Genomic DNA, 25,194 nt, shown 5'->3' with positions numbered 1-25,194 from the left:
TAGCACCTCGCGGGCACGGAACAAAGGATAGCTCCGTCGCGGCAGATAATCACACGGGACGTAACACCTAAATCCTTAGTTTCAGCGTTGGCAAGCTGGGCCTCATGGCTTCATGGCTGGCCGCATTAGGCGCGACGGTCGCCCGTTCGGCATTCGCCGCACCCATATCCCATCAGCCCGTACCGCCCCTATCTACCCACTATCCAATCCCAACCCAAATCCAGTGATCCCATGACCCAAACCCCACACCCAACCGACATCAAGCTCCATCAGCAATCTCGCATCCTCGACATCACCTTCGACGACGGCGCACGTTTCTGCCTACCCTGCGAGTATCTGCGGGTCTATTCGCCGTCCGCCGAGGTGCGCGGCCATTCTCCGGCGACGGCGAAGCTCCAGGTCGGCAAGGAGGCGGTGAACATCAAAGATCTGCTGCCCATCGGCCAATATGCCTTGAAGATCGTCTTCGACGACGGGCACGACTCGGGGCTCTACGACTGGGGCTATCTCTACAAGCTCGGGCGTGCCTGGCAGCCGTATTGGTTCGACTATCTGAGACAGCTCAAGGATGCGGGGCATGAGCGCACCGGACCGGATCCCTTCGAGACATTGAAGGCGAACGGGGAGTCTCCCTCGCGTCTGCCCGAGACGGCGGCTGGTTGATCGGATTCGACCTGAACCGCATTCCTAACCCTGGAGAAGGAGGATGACCATGCGCATGCGACACCTGCATTGGCCAATGCTGTTCCTGGCTTTCTTGCTCTTCCCGGCAACGTTTCTGACGGCCGCTGAAGTAGAGCTGACAGGGGATGTCCCGGAGGCGTCCGATTGGCGGACCGAGGTGGTCGTCGACGGGCTGGAGCATCCCTGGTCCATCGCTTGGTTGCCGGGTGGCTCGGCGTTGGTCACCGAGCGGCCCGGTCGGTTGCGGCTGATCCGGGGTGGGACGCTGGTGCCGACCCCGATCTCGGGTGTGCCGGAGGTGTTGTCATTCGGTCAGGGTGGGTTGATGGAGGTTGCGCTTCATCCAGATTTCGCGACCAACCGGCTCATCTATCTGACCTATGCCGTGGGCAGCAAGGAGGCGAACCGTACCGTTCTGGCCCGGGCGCGCTTGGAAGAGGACGGGGCGCGCCTCTCGAATCTGAAGGTGCTCTTCCGGAATCCGGACACGAAAAAGGGTGGTGCCCATTTCGGCTCGCGGTTGTTGTGGCTGCCGGACGGCAGTCTGCTGATGAGCCTGGGCGACGGCGGCAATCCGCCACTATCGTTCGATGGTGCTTACATCCGCAAACAGGCGCAGAACCTGGGGACGGACTTCGGCAAGCTGGTGCGGCTGACCGATGAGGGGCAGCCCTTCCCTGGCAATCCGTTGGCCGGAAAGGACGGTGTGCGGGCCGAGATCTATACCTATGGTCATCGCAACATCCAGGGTCTGGCGCGCGATCCGGCGAGCGGTCGGGTCTGGGCGAGCGAGCATGGCGCGCGCGGCGGGGACGAGCTGAACCTGATCGCGCCCGGTCGCAATTACGGCTGGCCGGAGGTCACATACAGCATGGAGTATTTCGGTCCGGCGATCTCGGACGTGCATAGCCGATCGGACGTGCCGGATCCCAAGGTGGTCTGGACGCCATCGATCGCGCCGAGCGGGCTAGCCTTCTACAGCGGCGACCGTTATCCGGGCTGGACGGGCGATCTCTTCTCCGGTTCGCTGAGTTTCGGGCAGATCCGCCACGTCCGGCTCGACGGGGAGCGGGTGGTCGGCGAGGAGAAGCTGACGATCGGAAAGCGGGTGCGCGACGTGCGCCAGGGACCGGATGGGTATCTCTATGTTTTGACGGACGAGACCGACGGGGCGTTGCTGCGGATTCTGCCTGGGGGCTGAGCTACAAAAAATTTTGAACCGCAAAGGCGCAAAGGGCGCAAAGAATCATTGAGAGTCTTTCTTTGCGTTCTTCGCGCCTTTGCGGTTCTTCTATTTCCCCGAATCAGCCCTTCTTGCGGCCTTGCACCCGCAGACGCAGCGCGTTGAGGCGGATGAAGCCGGTGGCGTCGCCCTGGTCGTAGGCGCCGGCGTCTTCCTCGAAGGTGGCGATGGAGGCGTCGAACAGGCTGTTGGTCGCTGATTTGCGGCCGGCGACCATGACGTTGCCTTTGTAGAGGTTCAGTCGGACCTCGCCGTTGACGACCTTCTGGGTCTGGTCGATGGCGGCCTGCATCATCTCGCGCTCGGGCGCGAACCAGTAGCCGTTGTAGACCAGGCTGGCGTAGCGCGGCATCAGCTCGTCCTTGAGGTGCGCGGCCTCGCGGTCGAGGGTGAGCGACTCGATGGCACGATGGGCCTTGAGCAGGATGGTGCCGCCGGGAGTCTCGTAGCAGCCGCGCGACTTCATGCCCACATAGCGGTTCTCGACGATATCGGCGCGGCCGATGCCGTTGGCGCCGCCGATGCGGTTGAGCTCGGCCAGAATTTCGGCCGGGGTCATGCGCTTGCCGTCGATGGCGACCGCGTCGCCCTGCTCGAAGGTGAGTTCGATGGTGGTCGGGGTGTCCGGGGCCTCCTGGGGCGAGACGCTCCAGCGCCACATGTCGGCGCCCGGCTCGACCCAGGGATCCTCCAGGTCGTAGCCCTCGTAGGAGATGTGCAGCAGGTTGGCGTCCATGGAGTAGGGCGACTTGCTGCCGTCGCGTTTCATCTCGACCGCGATGCCGTGCTTCTCGGCATAGGCCATCAGCTTCTCGCGCGAGAGCAGGTCCCACTCGCGCCAGGGGGCGATGATCTTGATGTCGGGGTTGAGGCCGTAGGCGCCGAGTTCGAAGCGCACCTGGTCGTTCCCTTTGCCGGTCGCGCCGTGCGAGATGGCGTCGGCGCCGGTCTCGGCGGCGATCTCTATCAGGCGCTTGGCGATCAGCGGACGGGCGATCGAGGTGCCGAGCAGGTACTCGCCCTCGTAGATGGCGTTGGCGCGGAACATGGGGAAGACGAAGTCGCGCACGAATTCTTCGCGCAGGTCGTCGATGTAGATCTCCTTCACGCCGGCCGCCTTCGCCTTGGCGCGCGCCGGCTCCAGCTCCTCGCCCTGACCGATGTCTGCGGTGAAGGTCACCACCTCGCAGCCGTATTCCTCCTGCAGCCATTTGAGGATGACTGAGGTATCCAGTCCGCCGGAATAGGCCAGGACCACCTTTTTGATTGCGCTCTGCGCCATCGTCTTGCTCCAAATCTACGGTTTAACACGCCCCATCGGGCAATCGCACAGTATAGAACGCCGCTCTGGGCTGCGGGAGACTCCGGTTTCGGTTGCGTTCGACCTCTCGTCGCTCAAGCCCTTCGCGATGCGGATCGGCTAAACCGGTCCGGGGCACGCCGTTGGTCCGCTGCGTTTCGATCGTGCGCTATCAGGGGGCTCAGGACGCTCTTGTGTGTGCGCTGGCGATTGTCTTCGGATCGCCATGACTCTGACATTGAGCTGTCAGAAAAATGAATTAAATCAGTATTCTTCATCGCCTCTTCACCTGCTCTCAATCGGTCTGAAACAAAGTTCGTGGAATATGGCGGGCATTGTTTCAAACACCAGATTGCGTGAGAGGCGGTTACCGCGATGTCCGAGATCAAGCGCATGCATCCCCTGAAGTACCGCAGCATTTTCCTGTCGGATATCCATCTCGGCTTTCGGGGCTGTCAGGCCCGTTTCGTGCTCGATTTCCTGCAGTCGACCCAATGCAAGCAGCTCTATCTGGTCGGGGACATCGTCGATCTCTGGGCGATGAAGGGCGGTCTCTACTGGCCGGAGCTGCACAATCAGGTGGCGCGCGAGATCTTCGACAAGGCGCGGTGCGGGACCGAGGTGATCTTCATTCCGGGCAATCACGACGGTCTCTTCCGCGAGCATCTGGGTGCGCGTTTCGGCGATGTGGTGGTGCGCGACGAGGTGGTGCATACGACCGCCGACGGCCGGCGCTTCCTGGTGCTGCACGGCGACAAGTTCGACGGGGTGGTGCAGAACAGCCTCTGGCTGGCCAAGCTCGGATCGCATGCCTACGATCATCTGCTGGCGCTCAACGGTATTCTGAGTTGGGTGCGGTCTCTGTTCGGTCTCAAGTATTGGTCCCTGGCCGGTTATCTGAAGCACAAGGTCAAGGATGCGGTGAGCTATATCGGCAACTACGAACGTGCCGTCGCGACCGAGGCCCAGCATCGCAATCTGGACGGCATGATCTGCGGTCATATCCATCATGCCGAGATGCGCGAGGTCGAGGGCATTTCCTATTGCAACTGCGGCGATTGGGTCGAAAGCTGCACCGCGCTGGTCGAGCATCACGACGGACGGCTCGAACTGTTGCGGTGGACGGATGCCTATCCGGAGACCCTTACCACATTGGAGCCAGCAGTCGTATTGGCTCAGGCCAGTTGAATCGAGGGGGGCGCGGGGCGGGAGACACGATGCGGCCCGATCTCTATGATCGGGCGTCTCCATCATCGCCGAGAGGGATACCGTCATGCCGACACTGCGCATTCTCACCAACGTCGCCGTTGCGCCCGAGGCGCGTCAGGCGCTCCTTACGCGCTCCTCGAGCGCGCTCGCCGAGATGCTCGGCAAGCCCGAGTCCTATGTGATGGTCGTGCTCGAAGAGGGGCGCGACATCGTCTTCGGTGGATCCTTCGATCCGGCCGCCTATCTCGAACTCAAGAGTCTCGGGTTGCCCGAGGATCGCACGCCTGATTTCTCGCGCATCCTCTGCGGGCTGATGTCCGAGTTGCTCTCCGTGCCGCCTGGGCGCGTCTATATCGAGTTCGCTTCCCCGCCGCGTCATCTGTTCGGGTGGAACTCCGGGACCTTTTAGGCGGTTTCTGCGAAAGAAAGGACCGCATCGGTTGCGAACGATGCGGTTCGCACGCTTACCGCATCTACGGGGGAGATTCGTTTCTGGATATCGCTTAGAAGGTTGCGCGCGCGCGCTGGTTCGCCAACCAGTAGAAATGACAGGGCGGGACGACGACTCGGTTGTTGAAGAGCGCGGGCGAGTCGCCCGTGACCAGATCCTGCAGCTGTCCGTAACGGAAGAGTCCGCGCTGACTCAGTTCCTCCAGATCCAGATATTGTGGCGTCAGGTCGAAATTCGCCACGACCAGCACCGAGTTGGTCGGCATGGTCGGGTGGGTGCGCAGAAAGACGAACAGATGCGGGTTGCTGACGTCGATGAGCTCGCGGTTGTTGAAGTCGGCGAAGGCCGGCGTGTTCTTGCGTACCGCGATCATCCGCTTGAGGCCGTCGAAGATGCGCTGCTCGACGGTGCCGTGATCGAAGCGCCGGTCGGCGCGGTCCCAGTTGATGCGCGGACGGTGGATCCAGCGGGCGTCGTTCGCCTTGTTGACGTCATCGAGGAAGGAGCAGTCGTTGAAGGTTCCGATCTCGTCGCCGTACCAGATGAGCGGGATGCCGCCGAAGGAGAGGATCATCCCGTGCAGCGTCAGGATCAGCTCGACTGAATGCTCGATCGCCTCTGGATCGTTGATCTCCAAGGCCGTTTCCAGACCGGCGAGCGAGGCCAGGGCGCCGGCGATGCGCGCGTCTCCTGTTTTGTGATTGACGCCGAAGGGGCGGCCTCGGGCAGGCGATCCCTCGAAGGCGCCGGTGAACCAGTCGACCAGGAAGCGTCGGTGGGCGTAGGGATCGTAGTTGCAGGTACGGATGTCCGCGTCGTCGAACCCGAGACCGATGTCGTCGTGACAGCGGATGTAGTTGAGCCAGGTGGCGCGGTCGAGCTTGTGCGGCAGGCTTTTGATGCCCTGATCGAGCAGCTTGGCGTTTTTGGTGGCGACCGCGTCCCACAGCAGGGCCATGAAGGTCGCGTTGTAGGCGATCTCGCATTCCTTGGCGATGACGGCGTCCTCGCCGAAATATTTGATGATTTCCGAGGGGGCGACGATGGCCTCGGCGATGAACAGCACGCCGGGTGCGGCCACCTGGCAGCAGTCCTTCATCAGCTGCAGGATGAGGTGCGCCTCGCGTTCGTTCTGCGAGGTGGTGCCGATCTTCTTCCATAGGAAGGCGACCGCGTCCAACCGCACGATATCCGCGCCCTGATTGGCCCAGAACAGGATGATGTCGACCATCTCGATGAAGACGGCCGGGTTGGAGTAGTTGAGGTCCCACTGGTACTCGTTGAAGACCGTCATCACCCACTTGCCCATCTCCTCGTCCCAGGTGAAGTTGCCTGGTGCGTTCTCCGGGAAGATCTCGGGCAGGGTCTCCTCGAACATGTCGGGCACGTCGCGGTTCGGGAAGACGTAATAGAAGTCCTGGTAGGTCTTGTCGCCCTCGCGTGCCTTCTGCGCCCATTCGTGCTCGTTGGAGGTGTGGTTCACCACCACGTCGAGCGTGAGCAGCATCCCGCGCTTGCGCATGCTGTCCGAGAGTGCGGCGATGTCCTCGAGCGTGCCGGCGCGCGGGTCGATGTTGCGAAAATCGCTCACGGCATAGCCGCCGTCGCTGGCCCCGAGCGGACAGCGCAGGATCGGCATCACGTGGACCATGTTGACGCCGAGTTCCTGGAGGTAGGGCAGGCGCTGGTTCAGCCCCTCCAGGTTGCCGGCGAAGCCGTCGAGATAGAGGGCCATGCCGACCCATTCCGGGCTTAGGAACCAGTTGTGGTTCTCCTCGCGCTCCATGTCGAGCTGTTTGAGCGCATGGGGCCGATCGATATAGGCCTGAGCCAGGCGCTCGGTCAGCGCCACCATCTGATCCTTGAAGTCCTCGCGGTGGCCGTAGAGATGCTCGAAGAGCGAATGGATCGCGTAGAAGTTGGCGCCGAGGCGGGTGTAGAAATGGCGTAAATCTTCACGCACGACCCGATGGCTGAACTCGTCGAGGATATCGTTCAGCAGGGCGTGTGAAACCTGTTCGTACATGCAGACTCCAGAGGGCGGTGGAGGCTAGGAGTGGAGACCCCATCGATCGATGAAGGGCCGGTAAAACTCGGGGTCGGCGACGGTCGCGCCGCGTTGACCGACAACCACGGAGGCGAACGATTGGGCGCGCTCCAGGGTCGTCGCGAGCGGCCAGCCGCGCGTGATGCCGAGGATGGTCACTGAAGCGAAGGCATCGCCCGCGCCGACCGTGTCTACGACCTCCAGGGCTGGCTCGGGCGCAACCAGAACCGGTTCGGTCTCGGGCGTGAGGGCGAGCGCGCCGGCCTCGCCGAGCGTCACCACGACGCCGTTGAGCTGATGGCGATCGAGGAATGTTCGAGCCAGCACGATCATGTCGGTACGGGCGTCGTTCGGCTCGCTCAGACGCAGGAGCTCGTCGCGGTTGAGCTTAACCCAGTTCGCTTCGGTGACCAGGGTCAGCGCTGCGTCACGCGACCACCAGGGCTCGCGCAGATTGACGTCGAGAAAGACCTGATGGGGCGCGGACGCCTTGATCGCCTGCAGCGTCGCCGCCGATACCGGGCGGCGCAGCGCGAGCGTGCCGTGATAGAGCACCCCGCAGTCCCCGGTATCCTCGGGGGTGCGGATGAAATCGTAGGCGCAGTCGAGGAGGATATCGTAACTGGGTTCGCCGTTGTGAACGCTGACCTCGACCCGTCCTGTCGGATGGTTGGGGTCGGTCTGGAGGCCGCTCGTGTCCATGCCCCACTCGACCATGCCGGAGCGGATGCGTTCGCCCGCCTCGTCGGTTCCGACCGCGCTGAGGAAGCGCGGGGCGGCGCCGAACGCTTGCATGTTCCAGGCGACGTTGAACGGGGCACCCCCCAGGATCTGGCGACCGTCCGGGAAGCAGTCGAGCAGCACCTCGCCGAAGATACAGACTGAGGGTGTCTTCACAATGGGGTTTCCTCCTCTGGTGCGACGTTTTGCGCGCTGACTGTCGGTCTATGCTGGCTGTTCAGGGCGCCATCAATGGGATGAGATCCGGGCGAAAATGTCCGACGCCCTCCAGGATTCCCGCGCTGTAATTGCCATTCATCCCCTGCCAGTCGCCGCTGGCGCAATAGAGCCGATCCTCGAATCCGTGCTCCTTGGAGCGTGCCAGCGCCTCTTGGCGAACCCGAGGATGCGCGTTGGCGACCAGTACCGATGGGATGTGACTCGTCAGCACCTCCAGATCGTTGCCGCTGTCCCCGGAAAACAGTGTTGCGCGATGGTCTAGGTCGAGCTTGCGCATCAGGAAATCCACCGCATGAAATTTGGTGGCCTGTTCGGGGAGGACGTCGAGCAGGCCCACGCCGTCCAATGCGTCCAGACTCCAGATCAGGCTGGCGGGGATCGCCGCGTCGGACAGAATGGCGGAGAGTTCCGAGCGCAATCGATCGGGGTCGATGTCCGTGGCGGTGTAATAGCTGAGTTTGAATCGCCCCTGCTTCTCGGGTTCCTGGGGGCGTAGCGCGGGTTGCTCGGCGAACAGCTCGCGGATACGCGCGCGGCCTTCCTCTCCCCAATGTTTGCTGATCTCGGTCGCCCATTCCTCCACGGGTTGCCAGTCGTCGGCGACGCGCGCGTAGAGGCTGGTTCCGACGTCGCCGACCAGATAGTCCGGTCGGGGCAGCGCGTAATGGGTGATGGCCGATTCCACCAGACCGAGGTCGCGACCGCTGACATAGGCCAGGGTGATGGCCGGATTGGCGACTAGGCGGCGGAAGCGCTCGCGGGCCTCTGGCGATTCCGGCTCGGTTCCGTTCGGGATGAGCGTGCGGTCGAGATCGGTGCAGAGCAGAAGCGGCTGGATCATGAGGCCCCCGGAACGCGGCAGGAACGGAAGAAGTCGTAGTAGTCGATGGCCTCTAGGATCCCCTTTGCGTGCGCCTGTTTGGCGAAATAGATGTTGTCCATCTCGGTGAGCTGGGAGAGTTCCTCATCGTGGCGGTTGGCGACCACGACCGCGAGGGTGTTCCCGCGCATCATGTCCTCGTCCGCGCCCGAGCCGCCGACCACCAGAACATGTTCGAGCGGGATGCCGAAACGGTGGGCAACATAGCGCACGGCCAGACCCTTGCTGGCGCGGACCGGGATGACGTCGAGAAATTGGCCGAAGGCATGGACGACGTTCACCGTCAGCTCGCGCGTGCGCAGCAGCGTCGAGATCTCCTCGACGCTCGGGGCGATCGTGGGGTCGTAGTGGTACGAGATCTTGAAGAAGCTCTGCTCGATCTTGGTCTGGGGGATGAGTCCGGGGACGTCCTGCAGCGCGCGGCGGACCGCCTTGGGTTTCCAGAGATGATCGACGTGATCGTGCCAGTAGTCGTCCGGCACCAGTCGCGCCGAGTAATGGATCTCGGTGCCCAGGCTGGTGATGAGCACGTCGGGGATCGGGATGCGGTGCTTCTTGAGTTCGGTGAGAACGCTATCGAGACGGCGCCCGGTGACGATGCCGAAATTGGCGCAACGCTTGTTTCTGCGCATCATGGCGACGAACTGCTCGACGCCTTCCGGATCGCCTAGCAGGCTCTGGTCGAGGTCGGTGAACAGCGCGCGGTCGCGATAGATCATGCTGCGCCGCATGGGCGGCGTGTCCGGGATCGGCTCGTGCTTGGTGCGCAACGGCTCGATGCGGCGCAGATACTCCTCGGCATGCGCTTGCCAGGAATAGTGCGCGCGCACGCCGACCAGTCCCTTTTCGGAATATGTCTGCCACAGCGCGCGGTCCTTGAGGATGCGCAGCAGGGCCTCGGCAATCGCGGTGCGGTCGAGCGGATCGACCAGGATTCCGTTGTCGCAGTTGCCGATGATGTCGACTGGCCCGCCGTTCTCGGTGGCGACCAGAGGGAGTCCCGAGGCGGCTGCTTCCAAAAGGGTCAGGCCGAAGGGCTCGGTCAGCGCCGGGTTGATGAAGACGCCGCCGCTGAGTGTGGTGAGGCGGAAGATCTCGGGAACCTCGTCCGTGGCGTGGTGCTTGGGGACGGCGACCTTGCCGTGAAGGTCGTAGGCATCGATCGTGATGAGGATGTCGGTCAGAACGCTTCTGGCGCCTTCCTCCAATTCGCGAATGTCGTCCCGGTTGCCTGCGACGATGAGCAGGTTGGCTCGCTCCTGCAACTCGGCGGACTCGCCGTAGGCTTCGAGCAGGGCGACGATATTCTTGCGGTGGTCGGCGCGTGAGAGCGCCAGGATCATGGGCTTGCTGGGATCGTCGAGGAAACGGGCGACCTCGTCGGCGAAGGGTATCGGCGGGTCGTTCTTCGCCGGCGGATGGAAGCGTTCCAGGTCCGTTCCGGGCGGGATGACCACCATGCGGTCCGGTCGCGAACAGTCGTAGAGACCGTATTGCTCTTCGATCTCGTTATGGGTGCTGGTGATGACCAGATCGACGTTTGCGAGCACCGATTCTTCGGCATCGATACGTCGAAGCATGTTGTAGCGGGCGTCGATCTCATCGCTGTCGAGACCGGCCGCGAGCAGTCGTTGGCGCTTGTCGCGACCGAGCGAGTGTCCTGTATGGACCAGCGGGGCGCCGATGAGGCTGGCCAGATTGGTGCCGACATAGCCGGCATCGGCATAGTGGCTGTGGACGATGTCGGGCCAGCGTCCCTGTTCGTGGAGAAAGGCCGCCAGGTTGTCGATGAAGCTGTCCAGATGATCCCAGAGCTGCTCCTTGGGGATGTAGCCGTCCGGGCCGGCGTCGATGCGAACGATACGGGTGTTTTCGCCGAGCGTCTCGATGGGCTCGCCGTAGTCGGCGCTGACCGCCGAATCTTGGACGCGTCGCGTGACCAGATCGACCTGGGTGACCTCGTCGCATCGGCCTAGCGCGCGGGCCAGGTCGACGACATATTTGGTTTGTCCGCCTGTGTCGGCATCGCGTCCCAATTCCAGGTCATGGCCGCGAATCAGTCCATGGATGCTTAGGAGCAGGATATACATCAGGGCTTTCCTTTCGTTCTCGGCGGCCGCAGAGCGCGGCGCCGCCTTACCGCGTCGACCCCTTCTAAGATACGGGGATAGCGTCGTGATTCCAAATCCGAGCCGGTCCTCCAGTCGCGGATTATCGATGTAAAACGCGATTTTTTCGCTGTGATCCGGCCTTTTTGCGCATGGCGCATCTTGTGGTGTTGTCCGGGGCGATAGGCTTCGAACCGGGGGCGTTCAGCCGGGGCGGGCTGTGTCGTCTGCGGGTTCCTCCTGGCGCATCAATACACCTCTGTCGTGTATCCATTCAGCCTCCGTTCATCTTGACACGTGCACTCTTTAGCCATCTTGGCCGGCTCTGGACCCTCCGCAGGCTCGAATTGCAGATGCGGGGCAAGGGTTTCGGCTCGATTGAAGATGGAAGGTTTCCAAATGGCGAGGTCATCCCTGTGAAACGATCGATACTTCTGGCTGCAACCTTAGTCGTTCTCTCAACCAGTGCCACCGGCGCCTACGCCTACAGGGGCGATGCGGGGGCCGCAGCGGCTGCCGGATTCGTCGGCGGTCTATTTACCGGCATCTTGCTCGATGCGGCTCCGCCGCCTCGGGTCTATCGGCCCGCTCCGGTGGTGGTCGAGCGTTACTATGAGGTTCCTTCGCGTCATTACCGGCGCTACGACTACCCGCCACGGCGATACTACCGTCATGGACATGGCCATGGTCATCGTCACTGGGACGATCACGGCCGTCGGGATCGCTGGCGCGACTGACGCGGTCGGGTGTTGCGCTCGCGTGCCTCCGGGGTCGGTTCGCGGCGGTCCCGCGATGTCGAATCCGTCTCGATCACCCGATAGTCGCCAGGCGCGAGCGCATCGAGTCGCCATGTTCCGATCGCGGCTCGCACGAGCCGCAGGGTTGGCAGTCCGACGGCGGCGGTCATGCGTCGGACCTGTCGGTTGCGTCCCTCGTGGATCTCGAGCTCGATCCAGGCGGTCGGGACGCTTTTGCGAAAGCGCACCGGCGGATCGCGCGGCCAGAGGTCCGGTTCCGCCAGGTTGCGGACACGGGCCGGCCGCGTTGGTCCGTCGTTCAGCGTGACGCCACGTCGAAGCTGCTCCAGCTGAGTCTCATCGGGCGTGCCCTCGACCTGCGCCCAGTAGGTCTTCCACTCCTTGTGCTTCGGATGGCTGATGCGGTGCTGAAGTGCCCCGTCGTCGGTCAGCAGAAGCAACCCCTCGCTGTCCTTGTCCAGTCGGCCGGCCGGATAGACGCCCGGCAACGGCAGATAGTCGGCAAGCGTGACGCCCAAGCCCGCCGGTGCGCCGGTGAATTGGCTGAGAACGCCGTATGGCTTGTTGAAGAGGACGAGGCGGGGCATGCGGGAAGTCCAGTGATTCCGAATGGGGCCATTCTACATGCGTCCCGGCCGGGTCTTCGGGCGTTACGGTCGTCTTGCGACAGCGCGACTAGAGGGAACCATTCATCGGAAGAACACTGAGTACAAAAGCATTTCCATGGATCTTTTGGCATCTGTCGCCATCTTATGTTGCAGTGCACAATCGTCCAGGCACCCAGTGTCGATCCACGTCTTCCGATCGGCACCCTAGGGCTGGACCGCAACAGGCCGCATGGCCGAGGTTCTCGATGTCCGATAAAGATCCGTTCGCAAGGGCATTTCAAAAACGCGTTCGGCTCAAGGATGGAACCCTATGTCGCGTTCGTTCAATTGGTCCCGACGATCGGGATTTCATGACTGTTTGCTTCGATGGCTTGTCCGCAGCCTCCCGTCGGATGCGTTTTTTCGGTATCAAGCCCACGCTGACCGAGACCGATCTGGACTTTTTCACCAGCGCCGACGGTCGTGACCATATCGCGCTGGGCGTCGTTCGGCTGGGTCCGCTCGGTGAGGAGATCGAGCCCTTAGGGGCGGGGCGCTGCATTCGCCAAGGGCAGGATTCGGATGGCTGCGAGCTGGCCATGGCGGTGATCGACGCGGCGCAAGGTCGCGGTGTGGGAACGGCCCTGCTGGACGCGCTCATTGCGGCTGCCTCGGAGCAGGGCTTCCGGCGCATCCACTGCGATATCTTGGCGTCCAACCTTGGTATGCGTGCCCTGGTGGCGCGATTGGATGGACAGCTCCGCTGGCACGAGGGTGGATCGCTGGAATTCGACTACGAGCTGCCTCCGACCTTAGCGGAGGTGTCTGCGAGGTCGCTCCACGCCCCCTGGGCGCTTCCCAAGCTGGCATTCGAGGCGGGCGTCCGGGTTGCCTCGCGCGCTCTGGATCTGACCTTCGATCTCGGGCGGGCGTCCTGGGCGCGATGGCTGGAGCGTTGGCCGTGGAGTGCCGATTCCCTGCCGACCGAGTCGCACTTGGGGCACGGTCGGGTCTAGCTGTTCGGCCGCACTCGGAAATCCCGTAGGTACCGAATAGATTGCAAGCGAACTCCGTCACATTTTGAGGCTTGGTCGCGAAATCGTCGCGAGCAGGTCGTCATTCGGTAAGAATCCCTTGATAGCGTGAGCCTACTGATGCTCTTCCTCTCCAGGTTTCGGCGGGTAGGCGGTGGAATCCAGGTTGCTCGCGCGGCCCGAGGTTCTTGCGCGTTATAGCCCGGCGAGGCTGGTCTTCGCTCGGTGGTTTCCGATGTCTTCGTTCGCAACCGATGGTCAAGATGACGATAGCAAGAACGCCCGCTTCGTCTCTCTGCTTTGGACCCTGAAACGGGCGGTGGATCAGGCGCCGTCCGATAGCGTTCCGGGTGTTCACTACGTGCATTTCCATGCCCTGCGCAAGGACGCGGATTATCGCGACGACCTGCTCGGAAAGATGCTGGAGTCGTCCGATCCCGGTATCCGCGCGCTTGCGGAGGAGGTCGTGGCGTTTTCTGCTCACCTGCACCAGGGGGGGAGGGATGCGTCGTCCTTCGATCGCGACGCCGTGCCGTTGGCGCATCCTGTCTCCGGCGCCGCAGTTGGAGCGCCGCGATTGGAGCGCGGTCCGACGGGTGGCAAGGGCGGGGTGAAGGCGTTGCTGCTGATGCTGATTCTGGTCTCCTTGAGCGTCGGTATCTATGTGGCCAGCGCGACGGGGCTTCTTCAGCGGATGACTCAGGTCCGGGTGGAGGGCAGTCTCGCCCAGGACACCCATTGGCGCTCGGGATCGACCTACCGTCTGAGCGGCCTGGTCTTCGTCGAAGGCAATGCGATTCTGACCATCGAGCCGGGCGTGCGGGTGCTTGGCGAGCCTGGGTCCGCGCTGATCGTCACCCGGGATGCCCGTATCAACGCCCACGGGTCCGCCCAGGATCCGATCGTTTTCACCAGCGCCAATCCGGTTGGAGCACGTCATCGGGGCGATTGGGGTGGGGTGGTTCTGCTCGGGAACGCGCCGGTCAATACACCGGTCGCCCATATCGAGGGCATCGACGCGGGAGATCCGCGCGGCTTCTTTGGCGGTCAGGCCGATTCGGACAGCTGCGGCATCCTGCAATACGTTCGCATCGAATATGCCGGCTATGAGATCTCGAAGGACAACGAACTGAATGGGCTGACGCTCGGCGGATGCGGCAAAGGAACCATCCTTCGCTTCGTCCAGGTCCATCAGGGACTCGACGACGGGATCGAGCTGTTTGGCGGCAGCGCAAACCTGAGCCATGTGGTCATATCCGGCGCGGCGGACGATGGGCTGGATTGGGATCGCGGCTGGACCGGTTTCGGCCAATTCATCGTGATCGTGCAGGATGCGAACGCTGGCGATAACGGCATCGAGGCGGATAACCTCGATAGCGATCATGACGCGGTCCCGCGATCCGCTCCGACGCTTTCGAACGTGACCATCATCGGTGGTCGTAATCGGGCTGTGGGGCAACGCGGTATGGTGCTCCGACGCGGAACCGCCGGCATTCTGCGGAATTTTCTGATCGCCGACTTTTCCCTCGAAGCCATCGATATTCGCGATCGCTCGACGGTGGAGCAGATCGAGCAGGGTGCGTTGCGTCTTGAGGGACTGGTCTTCGCCGGGGGCCTCAACGAGCGGCTGTTCGAGGTCGAGGAGGGTGATGGCGACGACGATGGCGGGTTCGACGAATCGAGCCTCCTTCCAGTCGATGCCGGCCATGAGGCCGTCATCCAGACGCCTCTTCTCACGCATGCCGGGCCAGTCTGGACGGCGGCCGACTTCGTCCCGGAGTACGACGAACGATTGGTGCGATTGGCCGTTCAGCCGTCTCAGGGCGAGTTCTGGGACGAGGCGGCCAGCTTCATCGGGGCCATTCGCCCTGGCGCTCGGACCAGCTGGCTGGAGGGGTGGACCGACTTTGCCCAGAATTGAGCGGGCTATTGGCAGAGGCCCAGATAGCGCGGCCAGTCGAAGGCGGGGCCTGGATCCGTCTTGCGTCCGGGCGCGATGTCGCTGTGTCCCGCGATGCGCTCGCGGGTGATGGCCGGATAGCGCGCGCGAATCCAGTGGGTGCAGTCGGCGAGCCGTTGGTACTGGGCGTCGGTGAATGGAACCTGATCGGTGCCCTCCAGCTCGATGCCGATCGAATAATCGTTGCAGCGCTCGCGTCCCTCGAAGGACGAGGCTCCGGCATGCCAGGCGCGGCGCTCGCAGGGGACATACTGAATCAGCGCACCGTCGCGGCGGATCAGCAGGTGCGAGGAGACCCTGACATGGGCGATGGGCGCGAAATAGGGATGCGCGCTGGGGTCGAGTCGGTTCAGGAAGAGGTCGTCGATCCAGCCGCCACCGAAGGTCCCCGGCGGCAGGCTGATATTGTGGATCACCAGTAGGTCGATCTGGGTGTCCGGGGGGCGGTCGTCCTGATTGGGCGAGGGGCGCCGCAGCGCGCCGCCGATCCAGCCCTCGGCATCCAGCTCGGACGCCGGTTTGCCCGCTGATTCATCATGTCGCTCGGTCATCGACTGCATTCAGGCTCCGCAAGGACGAGAATCCATCTTATCCTGTCGACCCCGTTCGATGCCAAGGAGCCAACCGAGTGACGTCCAACCCCAGTCAGAATGTCGAGTCGATCCCTTCCTCCGTGGAGGATCCGAGCCGATTCATGCCGTCGCTCGACCTGGTCGAGCGTCAGGTTCGCGCCGCCTTGGAGGAGGACGTCGGCAGCGGCGATCTCACCGCGTCGCTGTTGCCTGCCGATCAGATCGCGCGGGTCGAACTCATCACGCGGGAGTCGGCGACGCTCTGCGGCTGCGCCTGGTTCGAGACCGTATTTCGGGTGCTGGACTCCGCCTGCCGTTTGACCTGGGAGGCCGGGGACGGCGATGCGATCCGGTCTGGCCAGCGTCTGTGCGTGCTGGAGGGCAGCGTCCGCGCCCTTTTGACCGGTGAACGGACCGCCATGAATCTTCTCCAGACCCTGTCGGGTACCGCGACGCTGGCCCGGCGTTATGCCGATGCCGTGGCCGGTCTACCGGCTCGGGTGCTGGATACCCGCAAGACGCTGCCCGGGCTGCGCATTCAGCAGAAATATGCCGTGCTTTGCGGCGGCTGCCATAACCACCGCATCGGTCTCTTCGACGCCATCCTTATCAAGGAGAACCACATCCTCGCCGCCGGCTCGATTCGGGCGGCGTTGGAGGCGGCGCGCGCCTTGGGTGCCGAGGTGCCGATCGAGATCGAGGTCGAGTCCATCGCCGAACTCCAGGAGGCGCTGGACGCCGGGGCGGGGATGGTGCTGCTGGACAACTTCTCGCTCGACGATCTGCGCTGCGCGGTTGCGCTGAACGCCGGGCGCGCCCTGCTCGAAGCCTCCGGTGGTGTCGATCTGGAGACCATTCGGCCCATTGCCGAGACGGGCGTCGATCGCATCTCGGTCGGCGCTCTGACCAAGGATGTGCGGGCCGTGGACCTCTCGATGCGGTTCGTCTCGGCTTGAGCCGGTCAGAGCCCCAGTTCGGCCCGAGGGTTGAACTGAAGGCGTTCGGCCATGTCGCGGTAGATCGCCTTTGCGGCCTCGGTCGTTGCGGCCGGGGTGACGATTTCCAGCAGAACCATTTCGTCGCCTGGCGGTGAACCTGGCAGTCCGCGTCCCTTGAGTCGCAGCTTCTTGCCCGACTGGGATCCGGCGGGAATCTTGAGACTGACCGTGCCGCCAAGCGTCGGAACTGTGATCTGCGCGCCGAGCGCCGCCTCCCAGGGGGCGATCGGCAGTCGGAGCTGGATCTCTCGGCCCTCGACGGTGAAATGCCGATGTGGCTTGAGTTCGATTTCCAGATAGAGATCGCCGGCTGGACCACCGCCCGTACCGGGCGAGCCCTGACCGGCGAGTCGGATCTGGCGCCCCTGCGTCACGCCCGGTGGAATGCGGACGTTCAGCGTCTTGCTCTTCTGTTTGCCGGGTCCGGCGCCGCCGGAACTCTCCACTGTGAGCTGGCGGGTCGCGCCCTTGTAGGCGTCTTCGAGGTCGATGGCGAATTTGATGGTCTTGTCCTCTCCGCGTCGCTGGCGGGCGCCTCCGGTTTCGCCACGGAAGGCGCGGCCGAAGATGCTGGAGAAAAAATCGCTGAATTCGGTGTTTTCGTTCGAATTGAATTCGAAGTCCCGATAGGCCGATCCCGGCGGCGGACGGAAGTCCTGTCCGGCGCGCCAGTTGTTGCCCAGCGCGTCATAGGCGGCCCGTTTCTCGGGGTCGTGCAACACCTCGTTGGCCTCGTTGACCTCCTTGAATCGCGTCTCGGCGTTCGGTTCCTTGCTGACGTCCGGGTGGTACTTGCGGGCCAGGCGCCGATAGGCGCGCTTGATCTCGTCTTGGGTCGCGGTGCGGGCGACTCCGAGTGTCTTGTAGTAGTCCTTGTAATGCATCAAAGCGTCTCAGGGTCGGCGTGGTGGCGGTCGGGCGAGGACGTCCGATTCGGGGTTGTAGATGGGGGCATGCAGCGGGATTGCAGTTCGTTCGAGCCGGTGACGGACCGGGCGCGCGCCGATGGATCCGGGGGCTGCTCACGGGTGCTTGCTGCCCAGGCCGGTTGCGTTGGCATGGGCCGGCACGGTGCGGCTCTTGGCCCAGTCTCTGAGCCGCTGGAGTTGGTGGTCCATGACGACCGAGAGCGGCTGGGTGCTGGTCAGTTCGTCGAGCAATCGCTCGGTGTTTGGCGTGCTCTCGGCGGTCGGGTCGGCATAGAGCGCGGAAACGACCGCCTGCTCGATGCCCGCGCCGGTGAATCCCTCGCTCGCCTCGGTCAGGCGGTCGAGGTCGAAGCGGTCCGGATCCAGTCCGCGCTGGCGCAGATGGATGGCGAAGATGTCGCGGCGAACCTCGGGCGGCGGCAGGTCGACGAAGAAGAGTTCGTCGATGCGACCCTTGCGGATGAGCTCCGGCGGTAGGCGCGAGATGTCGTTGGCGGTTGCCGCCAAAAAGACGCGGCTGTTGCGCTCGGCCATCCAGGTCAGGAGCGTCCCCAGCACGCGGCGTCCGACGCCCTCGTCTTCCGAACCTGTGGCGATTCCCTTTTCGATCTCGTCGATCCAAAGGACGCAGGGCGACATGAGGTCAGCGGTTTCGAGCGCCTTGCGCAGGTTCTTTTCGGTCTCGCCGATGTATTTGTCGTAGAGGGCGCCGAAGTCGAGCCGTAGCAGTGGTACGCCGAGCCGGCCTGCGACGGCTTTGGCCGCCAGGCTCTTGCCTCCGCCCTGAACGCCAAGCAGCAGGATACCGCGCGGATGGTCGCGCTGGCGCTCCGGATCGAGGAAGGCGTCGCGCCGTCGGTCGATCCATGACTTGAGGTTGGAGAGTCCGGCGATGTCCGCGAAGGAGCGGGTGTCGTACTCGAAGCTGATGATCCCTTCCGGGCTCAGGAGTTCGTACTTCGCGCGTTTGACCGACTCCACGTCCTGTTTGGTGATGGTCCCGTCGTTACGGATGGCGTTGCGGATGAGGCGGCGCGCATCGGATTCGGTGATGCCGAGCAGGTTGTCGGCGAGCTGATTGAGCAGGGTCCGATTGGTGCGCACCGCCCCCGAATCGCCGATCTCCTGCCAGAGTTTGGCCTCCTCGTGGATGAGCGCCAGGATGCGATTGCGGTCCGGCAATCGCAGAGTGAAGCGAACGCTCAGATGACGCAACTCGGGTGGGATGTCGATTGCGTGGCTGACCAATACCAGGGTGCGCGGCAGTTCGCCGTAACCGAGCGCGATTTCCTTCAGCAGACGTACATGCAGCGGGTCGTCCAGATAGGGGTGGAAATCGAGCAGGATGTAGATGCCGCGTTGCGGCGTCACCCGCATGTGCTTCAGCACGTCGGTTGGCTCGGCGAGCGTGCGTTGCGGATTGGTGTCGTACTCGATGCGCTGCAGTCCATCGGTCACGGTCCAGCGGAAGGAGGGCTCGGAGATGCGGATCGCCAGTCGGGCGAACAGCTCCAGCACCCGCGATTCCTCTAGGGATTCGATGAGTACGATGGGGGTGTCGGAACGCAACAACAGTTCCAGGTCGTGTAGATCTGGGGTCATCGGTGGATCGTCGTTTTGCGCGGTCGATGTTGGCGTCAGGATTATCAGGTATTCCGGGGTTTCACAAGAGAGGCTCGCGCTGAGTGCTGCATCGCCTAAAATGAGATGCTCGATGCAACCTCAGTCAACGTCCAGAGATCATCCATGACCGCAAAAGAGCAACTGATCATCTTCGATACCACGCTGCGCGATGGCGAGCAGAGTCCCGGGGCCTCCATGACCCGAGACGAGAAGGTGCGCATCGCCAAGGCATTGGAGCGCATGCGGGTGGATGTGATCGAGGCCGGCTTTCCGATCGCGAGTCCGGGGGACTTCGAGGCGGTCAAGGCGGTCGCTGAGGCGGTCAAGGACAGCCGGGTGTGCGGTCTGGCTCGCGCGCTCGACAATGATCTCGACCGTGCGGGCGAGGCGCTCAAGGGTGCCAATGCCGGGCGTATTCACACCTTCATCGCGACCTCTCCGATCCATATGGAGAAGAAGCTGCGCATGAGCCCGGATCAGGTGCTGGAGCAGGCGGTCTACGCCGTGAATCGCGCGCGTCGCTATACCGATGACGTCGAGTTCTCGCCCGAGGACGCAGGGCGCTCGGAGATCGATTTCCTGTGCCGGATCCTGGAGGCGGTGATCGACGCAGGCGCCACGACGCTCAATATCCCGGACACCGTGGGCTACAACATCCCGGATCAGTTCGGCAGTCTGATCGCAACCCTGCGCGAGCGTATCCCCAACGCGGACAAGGCGATCTTCTCGGTACACTGTCACAACGACCTGGGGCTCGCGGTCGCCAACTCCCTGGCGGCGGTGCGCAACGGCGCGCGTCAGGTCGAGTGCACCATCAACGGTCTCGGCGAGCGCGCCGGCAATGCCGCGTTGGAGGAGATCGTGATGACGGTGCGCACCCGTCAGGATCTCTTCGAGTGCGATACCCGTCTCGACACCACCCAGATCATGAACTGCTCGCGATTGGTCTCTGGCATCACAGGGTTCGCCGTGCAGCCCAACAAGGCGGTGGTCGGTGCCAACGCCTTCGCGCATGAGTCTGGCATCCATCAGGACGGTGTGCTCAAGAACCGCGAGACCTACGAGATCATGTGCGCCCAGGACGTCGGTTGGTCCGAGAACCGTATGGTGCTCGGCAAACATTCCGGACGTAACGCCTTCCGCGCGCGGCTCCAGGAGCTGGGCGTGATCCTGAACTCCGAAGAGGAGCTCAATGCCGCCTTCTCGCGCTTCAAGGATCTTGCCGATAAGAAACACGAAATCTTCGACGAGGATCTGCAGGCGTTGGTCACGGACACCACGCTGGGCATCACCAACGAGCGCGTCAAACTGGTCTCGATGCGCGTCTGCTCGGAGACGGGCGAGACCCCGACGGCCGAGCTGGTGCTCGCATTCGATGGGGTGGAGAAGGCAGGAACCGCGACCGGGGGTGGTCCGGTGGACGCGACCTTCAAGGCCATCGAGTCGATCGTCGAGAGTGAAACGACGCTCAAGCTCTATTCGGTCAATGCCATCACCAGCGGCACCGACGCGCAGGGCGAGGTGACGGTGCGCTTGGAAAAGGGCGGGCGCATCGTCAACGGCCAGGGCGCCGATACCGATATCCTCATCGCCTCGGCCAGGGCCTATATCAACGCCTGCAACAAGATCCTGCAGCCGGCCGAGCGTGCCCATCCGCAGACCGGCGAGGTTTGAGGCCGGCGTGATGGATGAGACGCGCCGCCGAGACTATCTGGCGGCCATGGGCGTCAGGATCTGGACGCTGCGACCCGGCGTGGAGCGTTTGGTCGCAGCCTCGTCGATCGAGGAGGCGGCCTCCGCTGCGCCCGAACCCTCGGTCGGTCTGGAGGCGCAGGACCCGCCACCCATCGTTGAGGTGCCGAGCGAGCCGGTGATCGTCGAGACCGCTGCTCCAGCCAAGGCGACGGCGTCGGATCCGCAGACCATGGATTGGGACGAGCTGGAAGCGGCGGTCGTCGCCTGTCGTGCCTGCGGGCTCTGCGATACGCGTACCCAAACGGTCTTTGGCGTGGGCAATCGCCAGGCCCGGCTGCTGGTCGTCGGCGAGGCTCCGGGCGCGGACGAGGATCGCCAGGGCGAGCCATTCGTCGGGCGTGCCGGACAGCTCTTGAACCGCATGCTGGAGGCTATCGGCTGTCCGCGCGAAACCGTCTATATTGCAAATGTCCTCAAATGTCGTCCGCCGGGCAATCGAGATCCGCGTCAGGAGGAATCGCAGCGATGCCAGGGCTTTCTACTCGGCCAGCTGCGACTGATTCGGCCCGAGCTGATCCTGGCGGTCGGACGGATCGCCGCACAGCATCTCTTGCAGACGGACGAGAGCGTCGGTCGGTTGCGTGGTCGCTGGCTGGAGTTTGGACCGGAGCGGATTCCGGTTCGGGTCACCTATCACCCGGCGTATTTGCTACGCTCTCCCGAGCAGAAGTCCAAGGTCTGGGACGACCTGACGACGGTGCGACGGCGGCTGGATGCATCGGGGACGGAGTAAGCCTTGGCGCCGGACGTCTCTTGGACTTCGGGCGAGGACCGGTTCAACGATCTGTAGGTGCGGGATGGACTGTTATCGTTTTTGGCAATAAAGAAGTCAAATGCGATAGCTAAATGTAATTTCTTATTTAATTATTTTCTAATATAATCTTTCCCGTGGCCGCCGGAGTGAACGTGGCCGCGCTTGCTGCCAACGACATAAAATTCTCGGAGAGAAAAAATGAAGAAGCTTGCTACTGCTGCCGCTGTTGCCGCTTTGCTGGGTGTTTCCGCTTCCGCTTCCGCATGGTGGGGCCCGGGTTGGGGCGGTCCTGGCTACGGCAATGGAATGGGCGATTGGATGGACGATTTCTTCGGTGATGGCTACGGCGACTTCAACATGAGCATGAGCGGCGGTGGCCACGGTCGTGGCTACAACCGTGGCTATGGCCGTGGCTACGGCTATGGTTATGGCGCTCCTTACTACGGCGGTTATCCGTACGGCGGTTATGGCGCTCCCTACTACGGTGGCGGCTATCCCTACGCCTTCCCCTACGCCGCTCCTTACGCGCCTGTCGCTCCCGCTCCGGCTGCTCCGGCTCAGTCCGAGTCCAAGTAAGCCTCAGCGTTAGAGCACTGCTCGAAAAAGCCAGGCATTTGCCTGGCTTTTTTCGTTTTGGTCGACTGCTAATAGTCGACGAAACAGGGAGTGTTGAGCGGGCTCGACGCCGAATCGAGGCCGCTCATTTCGAAACGGGCCAGGAGCCTGCCATGCGGCGCAATACGCTATCGCTATTGCGCCCTACACGGCTGAGACCGCCTTCAAACGACCAGCATGATGCCGCAGTAGGCCAGGCCCAGGCCGATCAGTGTGGCGACCAGGACGTCGCTGGGGTAATGCAGCCCGAGTATGACGCGTGACGCGGCGACAAGGCAGGTGAAAGGCACCAGCAGCCAGGCCAGTTCTGGGATGTAGTAGATGGCGACCGTCGAAAAGCTGACCGCGTGGAGCGTGTGTCCGGACGGGAAGCTATAGCGGTCGAGCGGTGGCACGAGCGCGATGATGTCGCTCGCATAGCGGCAGGGCCGTTCGCGGCGTGTGACGCCCTTGAGTGACTTGTAGAGGGCAAGTGCGATACCGCCCGTCGCGAGCATGTGCAGACTGGCCTGTACGCCCGTGAGACCGTAGACCAGAGGCAGGACGCCCATGAGGCTGTACCAGAAGACCCCATCGCCGAGACGGCTGATGACGGCGAAGGGGCGTTGGATCCAGTTGCGCTGCCCCGATCGACTCCAGAGCCGGCACACCGGCGCCTCGATTTCATTCAGCTGTTGTAGCCATACTTGCATGACGAGCCTCCGTTCCACGCTGTTGGTGGATCACCTCGAAGAGACGTTCCTCGACCCCGCCCAGAACTCGATCCCAACTGATGTCCTCGGCCGTTTTGCGTGCGGCTTTCCCCATTTCACGTAGACGTCCGAGATCGGTGACGGTTTCGCGGCTGGCGGCGACGAACGCGGCGCGATCCTCCATGGGCACGGTCACGCCGTTCTCCCCGGGACGGATGTGGGTGTGGGGCGCGGCATAGTCGAAGGCGATGACGGGCAGTCCGCTTGCCATGGCCTCGGTGACCACGTTGCCGAAGGTTTCGGTGAGGCTGGGGAACAGAAAGAGATCGCCAGAAGCATAGTGCGCGGACAGCTCGGCACCGACCTTTGCTCCGACGAAGATGAACTCGGGAAATTCGCGCTGCATGTGAACCGCTTCCGGGCCGTCTCCGACCAGCACGAAGCGCGCGCTCGGTCGGTTCGACTGGATGGCCTGGAACGCCTCGCGTGCCAGATCGAGATTTTTCTCCGCCGCGATCCGTCCGACATAGAGCACGACCAGGTCGTCATCCCCGCAGCCCCAGGCGCGGCGCAGTTCGGCGCTACGCCAGGCGGGCGAGAACTGATCGACGTCCACCCCCCTGCCGAAGACGTGCAGATTGAGGAAGCCGTCTGCGGACAGTTCGGCCTTGAGTTCCGCCGTCGGCACGAGCGTCGTGTCCGACCGGTTGTGGAAATGGCGCAGCGAATTGGCGATCCGCCGGGTCAGTAGGCCGAGTCCGTAATGACGGCTGTATTGTTGGAACTGGGTGTGGAAGCCGGTGATTGCGGGGATGTTGAGCGCCCGCGCGGCGGACAGTGCCGCGTGGCCGAGCGGTCCCTGGGTTGCGATGTAGATCAGATCCGGTCGATTGCGGTGCCAGAAGCGGCGCATGCGCCAATAGACGGGTAGTCCGAAGCGCAATCCACGGTAGCCGGGAATGGGCAAGCCCGGAACCAGCATCAGATCCATGCCGGCCGGCTTGGTCTTGTCTTGATCTGCTGTTTGCTTGGGGCGGACGAGTTGGATGCGGTGCCCTCGGTTTGCGAGCCCTTCGGCGAGATGGAGCATGGTGTTCGCGACACCATTGATCTCGGGCGGATAGGTTTCGGTGACGATGGCGACTCGAAGCGTCGGGCGCGTCCTCGCCGAGGATGCGTTCTGTTCTGCCGCCGTCATTGGATCAGCGCCAGGGTCGGGTCGAGATCCATCGCCTTGTCCGCGCGGTTCGAAGCGGGCTCCGGCGCGCAATGGCGTGCAGGGCGTTTCGCAGCGAGGCCCAGCGCCTCCGTGATCGCGTCATGGGTGCGCTCGGCCAGTGCGCGACGAGGGGTGTTCTCGTCCGCCTGGATCGGCGGCAGGAACTGGATGTCGGCGACCAGATTCGGATGACGGATGATGCGCCAGAGGCTGGCGACCAGTGTGTCCTCGCCGATATAGGCCGCCTCTCGTTCCGGTGCTGGGTCGGTGCCCCGGCGGTAGCCGATCGCGACCGGCTGGATCCTGGGGCCTGAGCCTTGGGCGATGCCGAAGAGCCTGGGGTGGAAGCGTCGCACCTCATGGCCGTCGGTCGTGGTTCCCTCCGGGAAGATCACCAGCGTGCCGCCGGACGAGACCAGATCGGAGATGTGAGAAGCGATATCGGTCGTCTGGTTCGCCCCTCGGGCGATGAAGAGGGTCCCTGCGATCTCGGCCATCCAGCCGATGAGCGGCCAGTCGCGGACCTCGGACTTGGAGAGGAAGCCGATCCGGCCCTGTGCGCCGACGATCGGAATGTCGAGCCAGGAGATATGGTTGGCGATCAGCAGGCACCCGGGCTCCGGTCGGCCGCGAACCGAGATTCGTACGCCGAGCGTGGCGCACAGCCGCTTGTGCCACCAGGCGGTGACGCGGGGTAGCCAGTCGGGTCGTTGCCCGTTCCGGTAGCGCAGGTTGACGTAAAGCGCGATCAAGGCACCCGTACCCAGGTGCTCGACGACTCGCAGGCTCCTCCAAAGCGACTTTCCGACCATCAGG

23 protein-coding genes are annotated in these 25,194 nt (G+C 63.4%); 11 read left to right on the top strand and 12 right to left on the bottom strand.

The window, feature by feature from the left end; translation table 11 throughout:
- Positions 1 to 231 precede the first annotated feature (231 nt).
- Entirely contained in the window at positions 232 to 663 is a 432-nt protein-coding gene (locus tag ACFSJC_RS07620; protein ID WP_386025350.1) for a gamma-butyrobetaine hydroxylase family protein, read from the top strand.
- A 49-nt stretch (positions 664 to 712) separates the two neighbouring features.
- Positions 713 to 1,885: a PQQ-dependent sugar dehydrogenase gene (locus ACFSJC_RS07615; RefSeq protein WP_386025348.1), complete on the top strand. Its 1,173-nt coding sequence runs from the start codon at positions 713 to 715 to the stop codon at positions 1,883 to 1,885.
- A gap of 103 nt (positions 1,886 to 1,988) precedes the next feature.
- On the opposite strand, the gene ACFSJC_RS07610 is transcribed toward ACFSJC_RS07615, so the two are convergent.
- The gene (locus tag ACFSJC_RS07610; RefSeq protein ID WP_386025346.1) at positions 1,989 to 3,209 is read right to left on the bottom strand and encodes an argininosuccinate synthase; all 1,221 of its coding nucleotides are present in this window, start codon (positions 3,207 to 3,209) and stop codon (positions 1,989 to 1,991) included.
- A 393-nt stretch (positions 3,210 to 3,602) separates the two neighbouring features.
- Here ACFSJC_RS07610 and ACFSJC_RS07605 point away from each other — a divergent pair, with 393 nt between their 5' ends.
- Positions 3,603 to 4,415 carry a UDP-2,3-diacylglucosamine diphosphatase gene (locus ACFSJC_RS07605; protein ID WP_386025344.1) on the top strand — a complete coding sequence of 271 codons (813 nt, stop codon included), beginning with the start codon at positions 3,603 to 3,605 and terminating at the stop codon, positions 4,413 to 4,415.
- Between the two features lie 85 nt (positions 4,416 to 4,500).
- Entirely contained in the window at positions 4,501 to 4,845 is a 345-nt protein-coding gene (locus ACFSJC_RS07600; RefSeq protein ID WP_386025342.1) for a phenylpyruvate tautomerase MIF-related protein, read from the top strand.
- 94 nt (positions 4,846 to 4,939) lie between these two features.
- On the opposite strand, the gene ACFSJC_RS07595 is transcribed toward ACFSJC_RS07600, so the two are convergent.
- From ACFSJC_RS07595 to ACFSJC_RS07580, 4 genes are all read right to left on the bottom strand, one after another.
- On the bottom strand, positions 4,940 to 6,913 hold the full coding sequence (locus ACFSJC_RS07595) for an amylosucrase (protein WP_386025340.1): 1,974 nt from the start codon (positions 6,911 to 6,913) through the stop codon (positions 4,940 to 4,942).
- Positions 6,914 to 6,937: 24 nt separating this feature from the next.
- Complete coding sequence (locus tag ACFSJC_RS07590; RefSeq protein WP_386025338.1) at positions 6,938 to 7,831, bottom strand: carbohydrate kinase family protein; 894 nt, start codon at positions 7,829 to 7,831, stop codon at positions 6,938 to 6,940.
- A 61-nt stretch (positions 7,832 to 7,892) separates the two neighbouring features.
- Positions 7,893 to 8,735 (bottom strand): HAD-IIB family hydrolase, encoded by an 843-nt coding sequence (locus ACFSJC_RS07585; RefSeq protein WP_386025336.1) that lies wholly within the window; start codon positions 8,733 to 8,735, stop codon positions 7,893 to 7,895.
- Positions 8,732 to 10,864, bottom strand: coding sequence for an HAD-IIB family hydrolase (locus tag ACFSJC_RS07580; RefSeq protein ID WP_386025334.1), 2,133 nt, complete (start codon positions 10,862 to 10,864; stop codon positions 8,732 to 8,734). The genes ACFSJC_RS07585 and ACFSJC_RS07580 overlap by 4 nt, the downstream gene beginning before the upstream one ends.
- A gap of 434 nt (positions 10,865 to 11,298) precedes the next feature.
- Between ACFSJC_RS07580 and ACFSJC_RS07575 the strand changes: the two genes are divergently transcribed.
- Positions 11,299 to 11,619 (top strand): hypothetical protein, encoded by a 321-nt coding sequence (locus ACFSJC_RS07575; protein WP_386025333.1) that lies wholly within the window; start codon positions 11,299 to 11,301, stop codon positions 11,617 to 11,619.
- Here the strand turns inward: ACFSJC_RS07575 and ACFSJC_RS07570 are convergent.
- Positions 11,589 to 12,227, bottom strand: coding sequence for a pseudouridine synthase (locus tag ACFSJC_RS07570; RefSeq protein ID WP_386025331.1), 639 nt, complete (start codon positions 12,225 to 12,227; stop codon positions 11,589 to 11,591). The two genes, ACFSJC_RS07575 and ACFSJC_RS07570, sit on opposite strands and share 31 nt — an antisense overlap.
- A 371-nt stretch (positions 12,228 to 12,598) precedes the next feature.
- Between ACFSJC_RS07570 and ACFSJC_RS07565 the strand changes: the two genes are divergently transcribed.
- Positions 12,599 to 13,243, top strand: a complete 645-nt coding sequence (locus ACFSJC_RS07565; RefSeq protein WP_386025329.1) for a GNAT family N-acetyltransferase — start codon at positions 12,599 to 12,601, stop codon at positions 13,241 to 13,243.
- A gap of 253 nt (positions 13,244 to 13,496) precedes the next feature.
- Positions 13,497 to 15,182 carry a hypothetical protein gene (locus ACFSJC_RS07560; RefSeq protein ID WP_386025327.1) on the top strand — a complete coding sequence of 562 codons (1,686 nt, stop codon included), beginning with the start codon at positions 13,497 to 13,499 and terminating at the stop codon, positions 15,180 to 15,182.
- A 5-nt stretch (positions 15,183 to 15,187) separates the two neighbouring features.
- On the opposite strand, the gene ampD is transcribed toward ACFSJC_RS07560, so the two are convergent.
- Entirely contained in the window at positions 15,188 to 15,781 is a 594-nt protein-coding gene (gene ampD / locus ACFSJC_RS07555) for a 1,6-anhydro-N-acetylmuramyl-L-alanine amidase AmpD (protein WP_465325010.1), read from the bottom strand.
- 134 nt (positions 15,782 to 15,915) lie between these two features.
- Here ampD and nadC point away from each other — a divergent pair, with 134 nt between their 5' ends.
- Positions 15,916 to 16,749, top strand: coding sequence for a carboxylating nicotinate-nucleotide diphosphorylase (gene nadC / locus ACFSJC_RS07550; protein WP_386025364.1), 834 nt, complete (start codon positions 15,916 to 15,918; stop codon positions 16,747 to 16,749).
- Positions 16,750 to 16,754: 5 nt separating this feature from the next.
- Here nadC and ACFSJC_RS07545 read toward each other — a convergent pair whose 3' ends face one another.
- Complete coding sequence (locus ACFSJC_RS07545) at positions 16,755 to 17,675, bottom strand: DnaJ C-terminal domain-containing protein (protein ID WP_386025323.1); 921 nt, start codon at positions 17,673 to 17,675, stop codon at positions 16,755 to 16,757.
- 138 nt (positions 17,676 to 17,813) lie between these two features.
- Positions 17,814 to 19,322, bottom strand: coding sequence for an AAA family ATPase (locus ACFSJC_RS07540; RefSeq protein ID WP_386025321.1), 1,509 nt, complete (start codon positions 19,320 to 19,322; stop codon positions 17,814 to 17,816).
- Between the two features lie 144 nt (positions 19,323 to 19,466).
- On the opposite strand from ACFSJC_RS07540, the gene ACFSJC_RS07535 reads away from it, so the two are divergent.
- From ACFSJC_RS07535 to ACFSJC_RS07525, 3 genes are all read left to right on the top strand, one after another.
- Entirely contained in the window at positions 19,467 to 21,017 is a 1,551-nt protein-coding gene (locus ACFSJC_RS07535) for a 2-isopropylmalate synthase (protein ID WP_386025319.1), read from the top strand.
- Between the two features lie 10 nt (positions 21,018 to 21,027).
- Positions 21,028 to 21,831 carry a uracil-DNA glycosylase gene (locus tag ACFSJC_RS07530; protein ID WP_386025317.1) on the top strand — a complete coding sequence of 268 codons (804 nt, stop codon included), beginning with the start codon at positions 21,028 to 21,030 and terminating at the stop codon, positions 21,829 to 21,831.
- Between the two features lie 219 nt (positions 21,832 to 22,050).
- On the top strand, positions 22,051 to 22,428 hold the full coding sequence (locus ACFSJC_RS07525) for a sulfur globule family protein (RefSeq protein WP_007042072.1): 378 nt from the start codon (positions 22,051 to 22,053) through the stop codon (positions 22,426 to 22,428).
- Between the two features lie 203 nt (positions 22,429 to 22,631).
- Here the strand turns inward: ACFSJC_RS07525 and ACFSJC_RS07520 are convergent, their stop codons facing one another.
- Genes ACFSJC_RS07520 through ACFSJC_RS07510 form a run of 3 tightly spaced genes read right to left on the bottom strand, consistent with a single transcriptional unit; the run spans position 22,632 to position 25,190 of the window.
- On the bottom strand, positions 22,632 to 23,159 hold the full coding sequence (locus ACFSJC_RS07520; RefSeq protein WP_386025315.1) for a phosphatase PAP2 family protein: 528 nt from the start codon (positions 23,157 to 23,159) through the stop codon (positions 22,632 to 22,634).
- A complete protein-coding gene (locus tag ACFSJC_RS07515) occupies positions 23,131 to 24,357 on the bottom strand; it encodes a glycosyltransferase family 4 protein (protein ID WP_386025313.1) in 1,227 nt (408 codons plus the stop codon). The genes ACFSJC_RS07520 and ACFSJC_RS07515 overlap by 29 nt, the downstream gene beginning before the upstream one ends.
- Positions 24,354 to 25,190 (bottom strand): lysophospholipid acyltransferase family protein, encoded by an 837-nt coding sequence (locus ACFSJC_RS07510; RefSeq protein ID WP_386025311.1) that lies wholly within the window; start codon positions 25,188 to 25,190, stop codon positions 24,354 to 24,356. The genes ACFSJC_RS07515 and ACFSJC_RS07510 overlap by 4 nt, the downstream gene beginning before the upstream one ends.
- Positions 25,191 to 25,194: the final 4 nt, after the last annotated feature.

It is taken from the genome of Thiorhodococcus fuscus (assembly GCF_042682685.1).
GTDB lineage: Bacteria > Pseudomonadota > Gammaproteobacteria > Chromatiales > Chromatiaceae > Imhoffiella > Imhoffiella fuscus.
The sequence above is the reverse complement of the archived record's forward strand: the minus strand, read 5'-3'. Positions and strand labels throughout refer to the sequence as shown.

What these genes read in the sequence shown, in the direction of transcription:
- ACFSJC_RS07615 (WP_386025348.1), top strand. Translation starts at nt 713, where the DNA reads ATGCGCATGCGACACCTGCATTGGCCAATGCTGTTCCTGGCTTTCTTG.
- ACFSJC_RS07520 (WP_386025315.1), bottom strand. Translation starts at nt 23,159, where the DNA reads ATGCAAGTATGGCTACAACAGCTGAATGAAATCGAGGCGCCGGTGTGC.
- ACFSJC_RS07510 (WP_386025311.1), bottom strand. Translation starts at nt 25,190, where the DNA reads ATGGTCGGAAAGTCGCTTTGGAGGAGCCTGCGAGTCGTCGAGCACCTG.
- ACFSJC_RS07585 (WP_386025336.1), bottom strand. Translation starts at nt 8,735, where the DNA reads ATGATCCAGCCGCTTCTGCTCTGCACCGATCTCGACCGCACGCTCATC.
- ACFSJC_RS07530 (WP_386025317.1), top strand. Translation starts at nt 21,028, where the DNA reads ATGGATGAGACGCGCCGCCGAGACTATCTGGCGGCCATGGGCGTCAGG.
- ACFSJC_RS07545 (WP_386025323.1), bottom strand. Translation starts at nt 17,675, where the DNA reads ATGCATTACAAGGACTACTACAAGACACTCGGAGTCGCCCGCACCGCG.
- ampD (WP_465325010.1), bottom strand. Translation starts at nt 15,781, where the DNA reads ATGCAGTCGATGACCGAGCGACATGATGAATCAGCGGGCAAACCGGCG.
- ACFSJC_RS07610 (WP_386025346.1), bottom strand. Translation starts at nt 3,209, where the DNA reads ATGGCGCAGAGCGCAATCAAAAAGGTGGTCCTGGCCTATTCCGGCGGA.
- ACFSJC_RS07540 (WP_386025321.1), bottom strand. Translation starts at nt 19,322, where the DNA reads ATGACCCCAGATCTACACGACCTGGAACTGTTGTTGCGTTCCGACACC.
- ACFSJC_RS07565 (WP_386025329.1), top strand. Translation starts at nt 12,599, where the DNA reads ATGACTGTTTGCTTCGATGGCTTGTCCGCAGCCTCCCGTCGGATGCGT.
- ACFSJC_RS07535 (WP_386025319.1), top strand. Translation starts at nt 19,467, where the DNA reads ATGACCGCAAAAGAGCAACTGATCATCTTCGATACCACGCTGCGCGAT.
- ACFSJC_RS07595 (WP_386025340.1), bottom strand. Translation starts at nt 6,913, where the DNA reads ATGTACGAACAGGTTTCACACGCCCTGCTGAACGATATCCTCGACGAG.
- nadC (WP_386025364.1), top strand. Translation starts at nt 15,916, where the DNA reads ATGCCGTCGCTCGACCTGGTCGAGCGTCAGGTTCGCGCCGCCTTGGAG.
- ACFSJC_RS07605 (WP_386025344.1), top strand. Translation starts at nt 3,603, where the DNA reads ATGTCCGAGATCAAGCGCATGCATCCCCTGAAGTACCGCAGCATTTTC.
- ACFSJC_RS07515 (WP_386025313.1), bottom strand. Translation starts at nt 24,357, where the DNA reads ATGACGGCGGCAGAACAGAACGCATCCTCGGCGAGGACGCGCCCGACG.
- ACFSJC_RS07620 (WP_386025350.1), top strand. Translation starts at nt 232, where the DNA reads ATGACCCAAACCCCACACCCAACCGACATCAAGCTCCATCAGCAATCT.
- ACFSJC_RS07580 (WP_386025334.1), bottom strand. Translation starts at nt 10,864, where the DNA reads ATGTATATCCTGCTCCTAAGCATCCATGGACTGATTCGCGGCCATGAC.
- ACFSJC_RS07560 (WP_386025327.1), top strand. Translation starts at nt 13,497, where the DNA reads ATGTCTTCGTTCGCAACCGATGGTCAAGATGACGATAGCAAGAACGCC.
- ACFSJC_RS07570 (WP_386025331.1), bottom strand. Translation starts at nt 12,227, where the DNA reads ATGCCCCGCCTCGTCCTCTTCAACAAGCCATACGGCGTTCTCAGCCAA.
- ACFSJC_RS07525 (WP_007042072.1), top strand. Translation starts at nt 22,051, where the DNA reads ATGAAGAAGCTTGCTACTGCTGCCGCTGTTGCCGCTTTGCTGGGTGTT.
- ACFSJC_RS07600 (WP_386025342.1), top strand. Translation starts at nt 4,501, where the DNA reads ATGCCGACACTGCGCATTCTCACCAACGTCGCCGTTGCGCCCGAGGCG.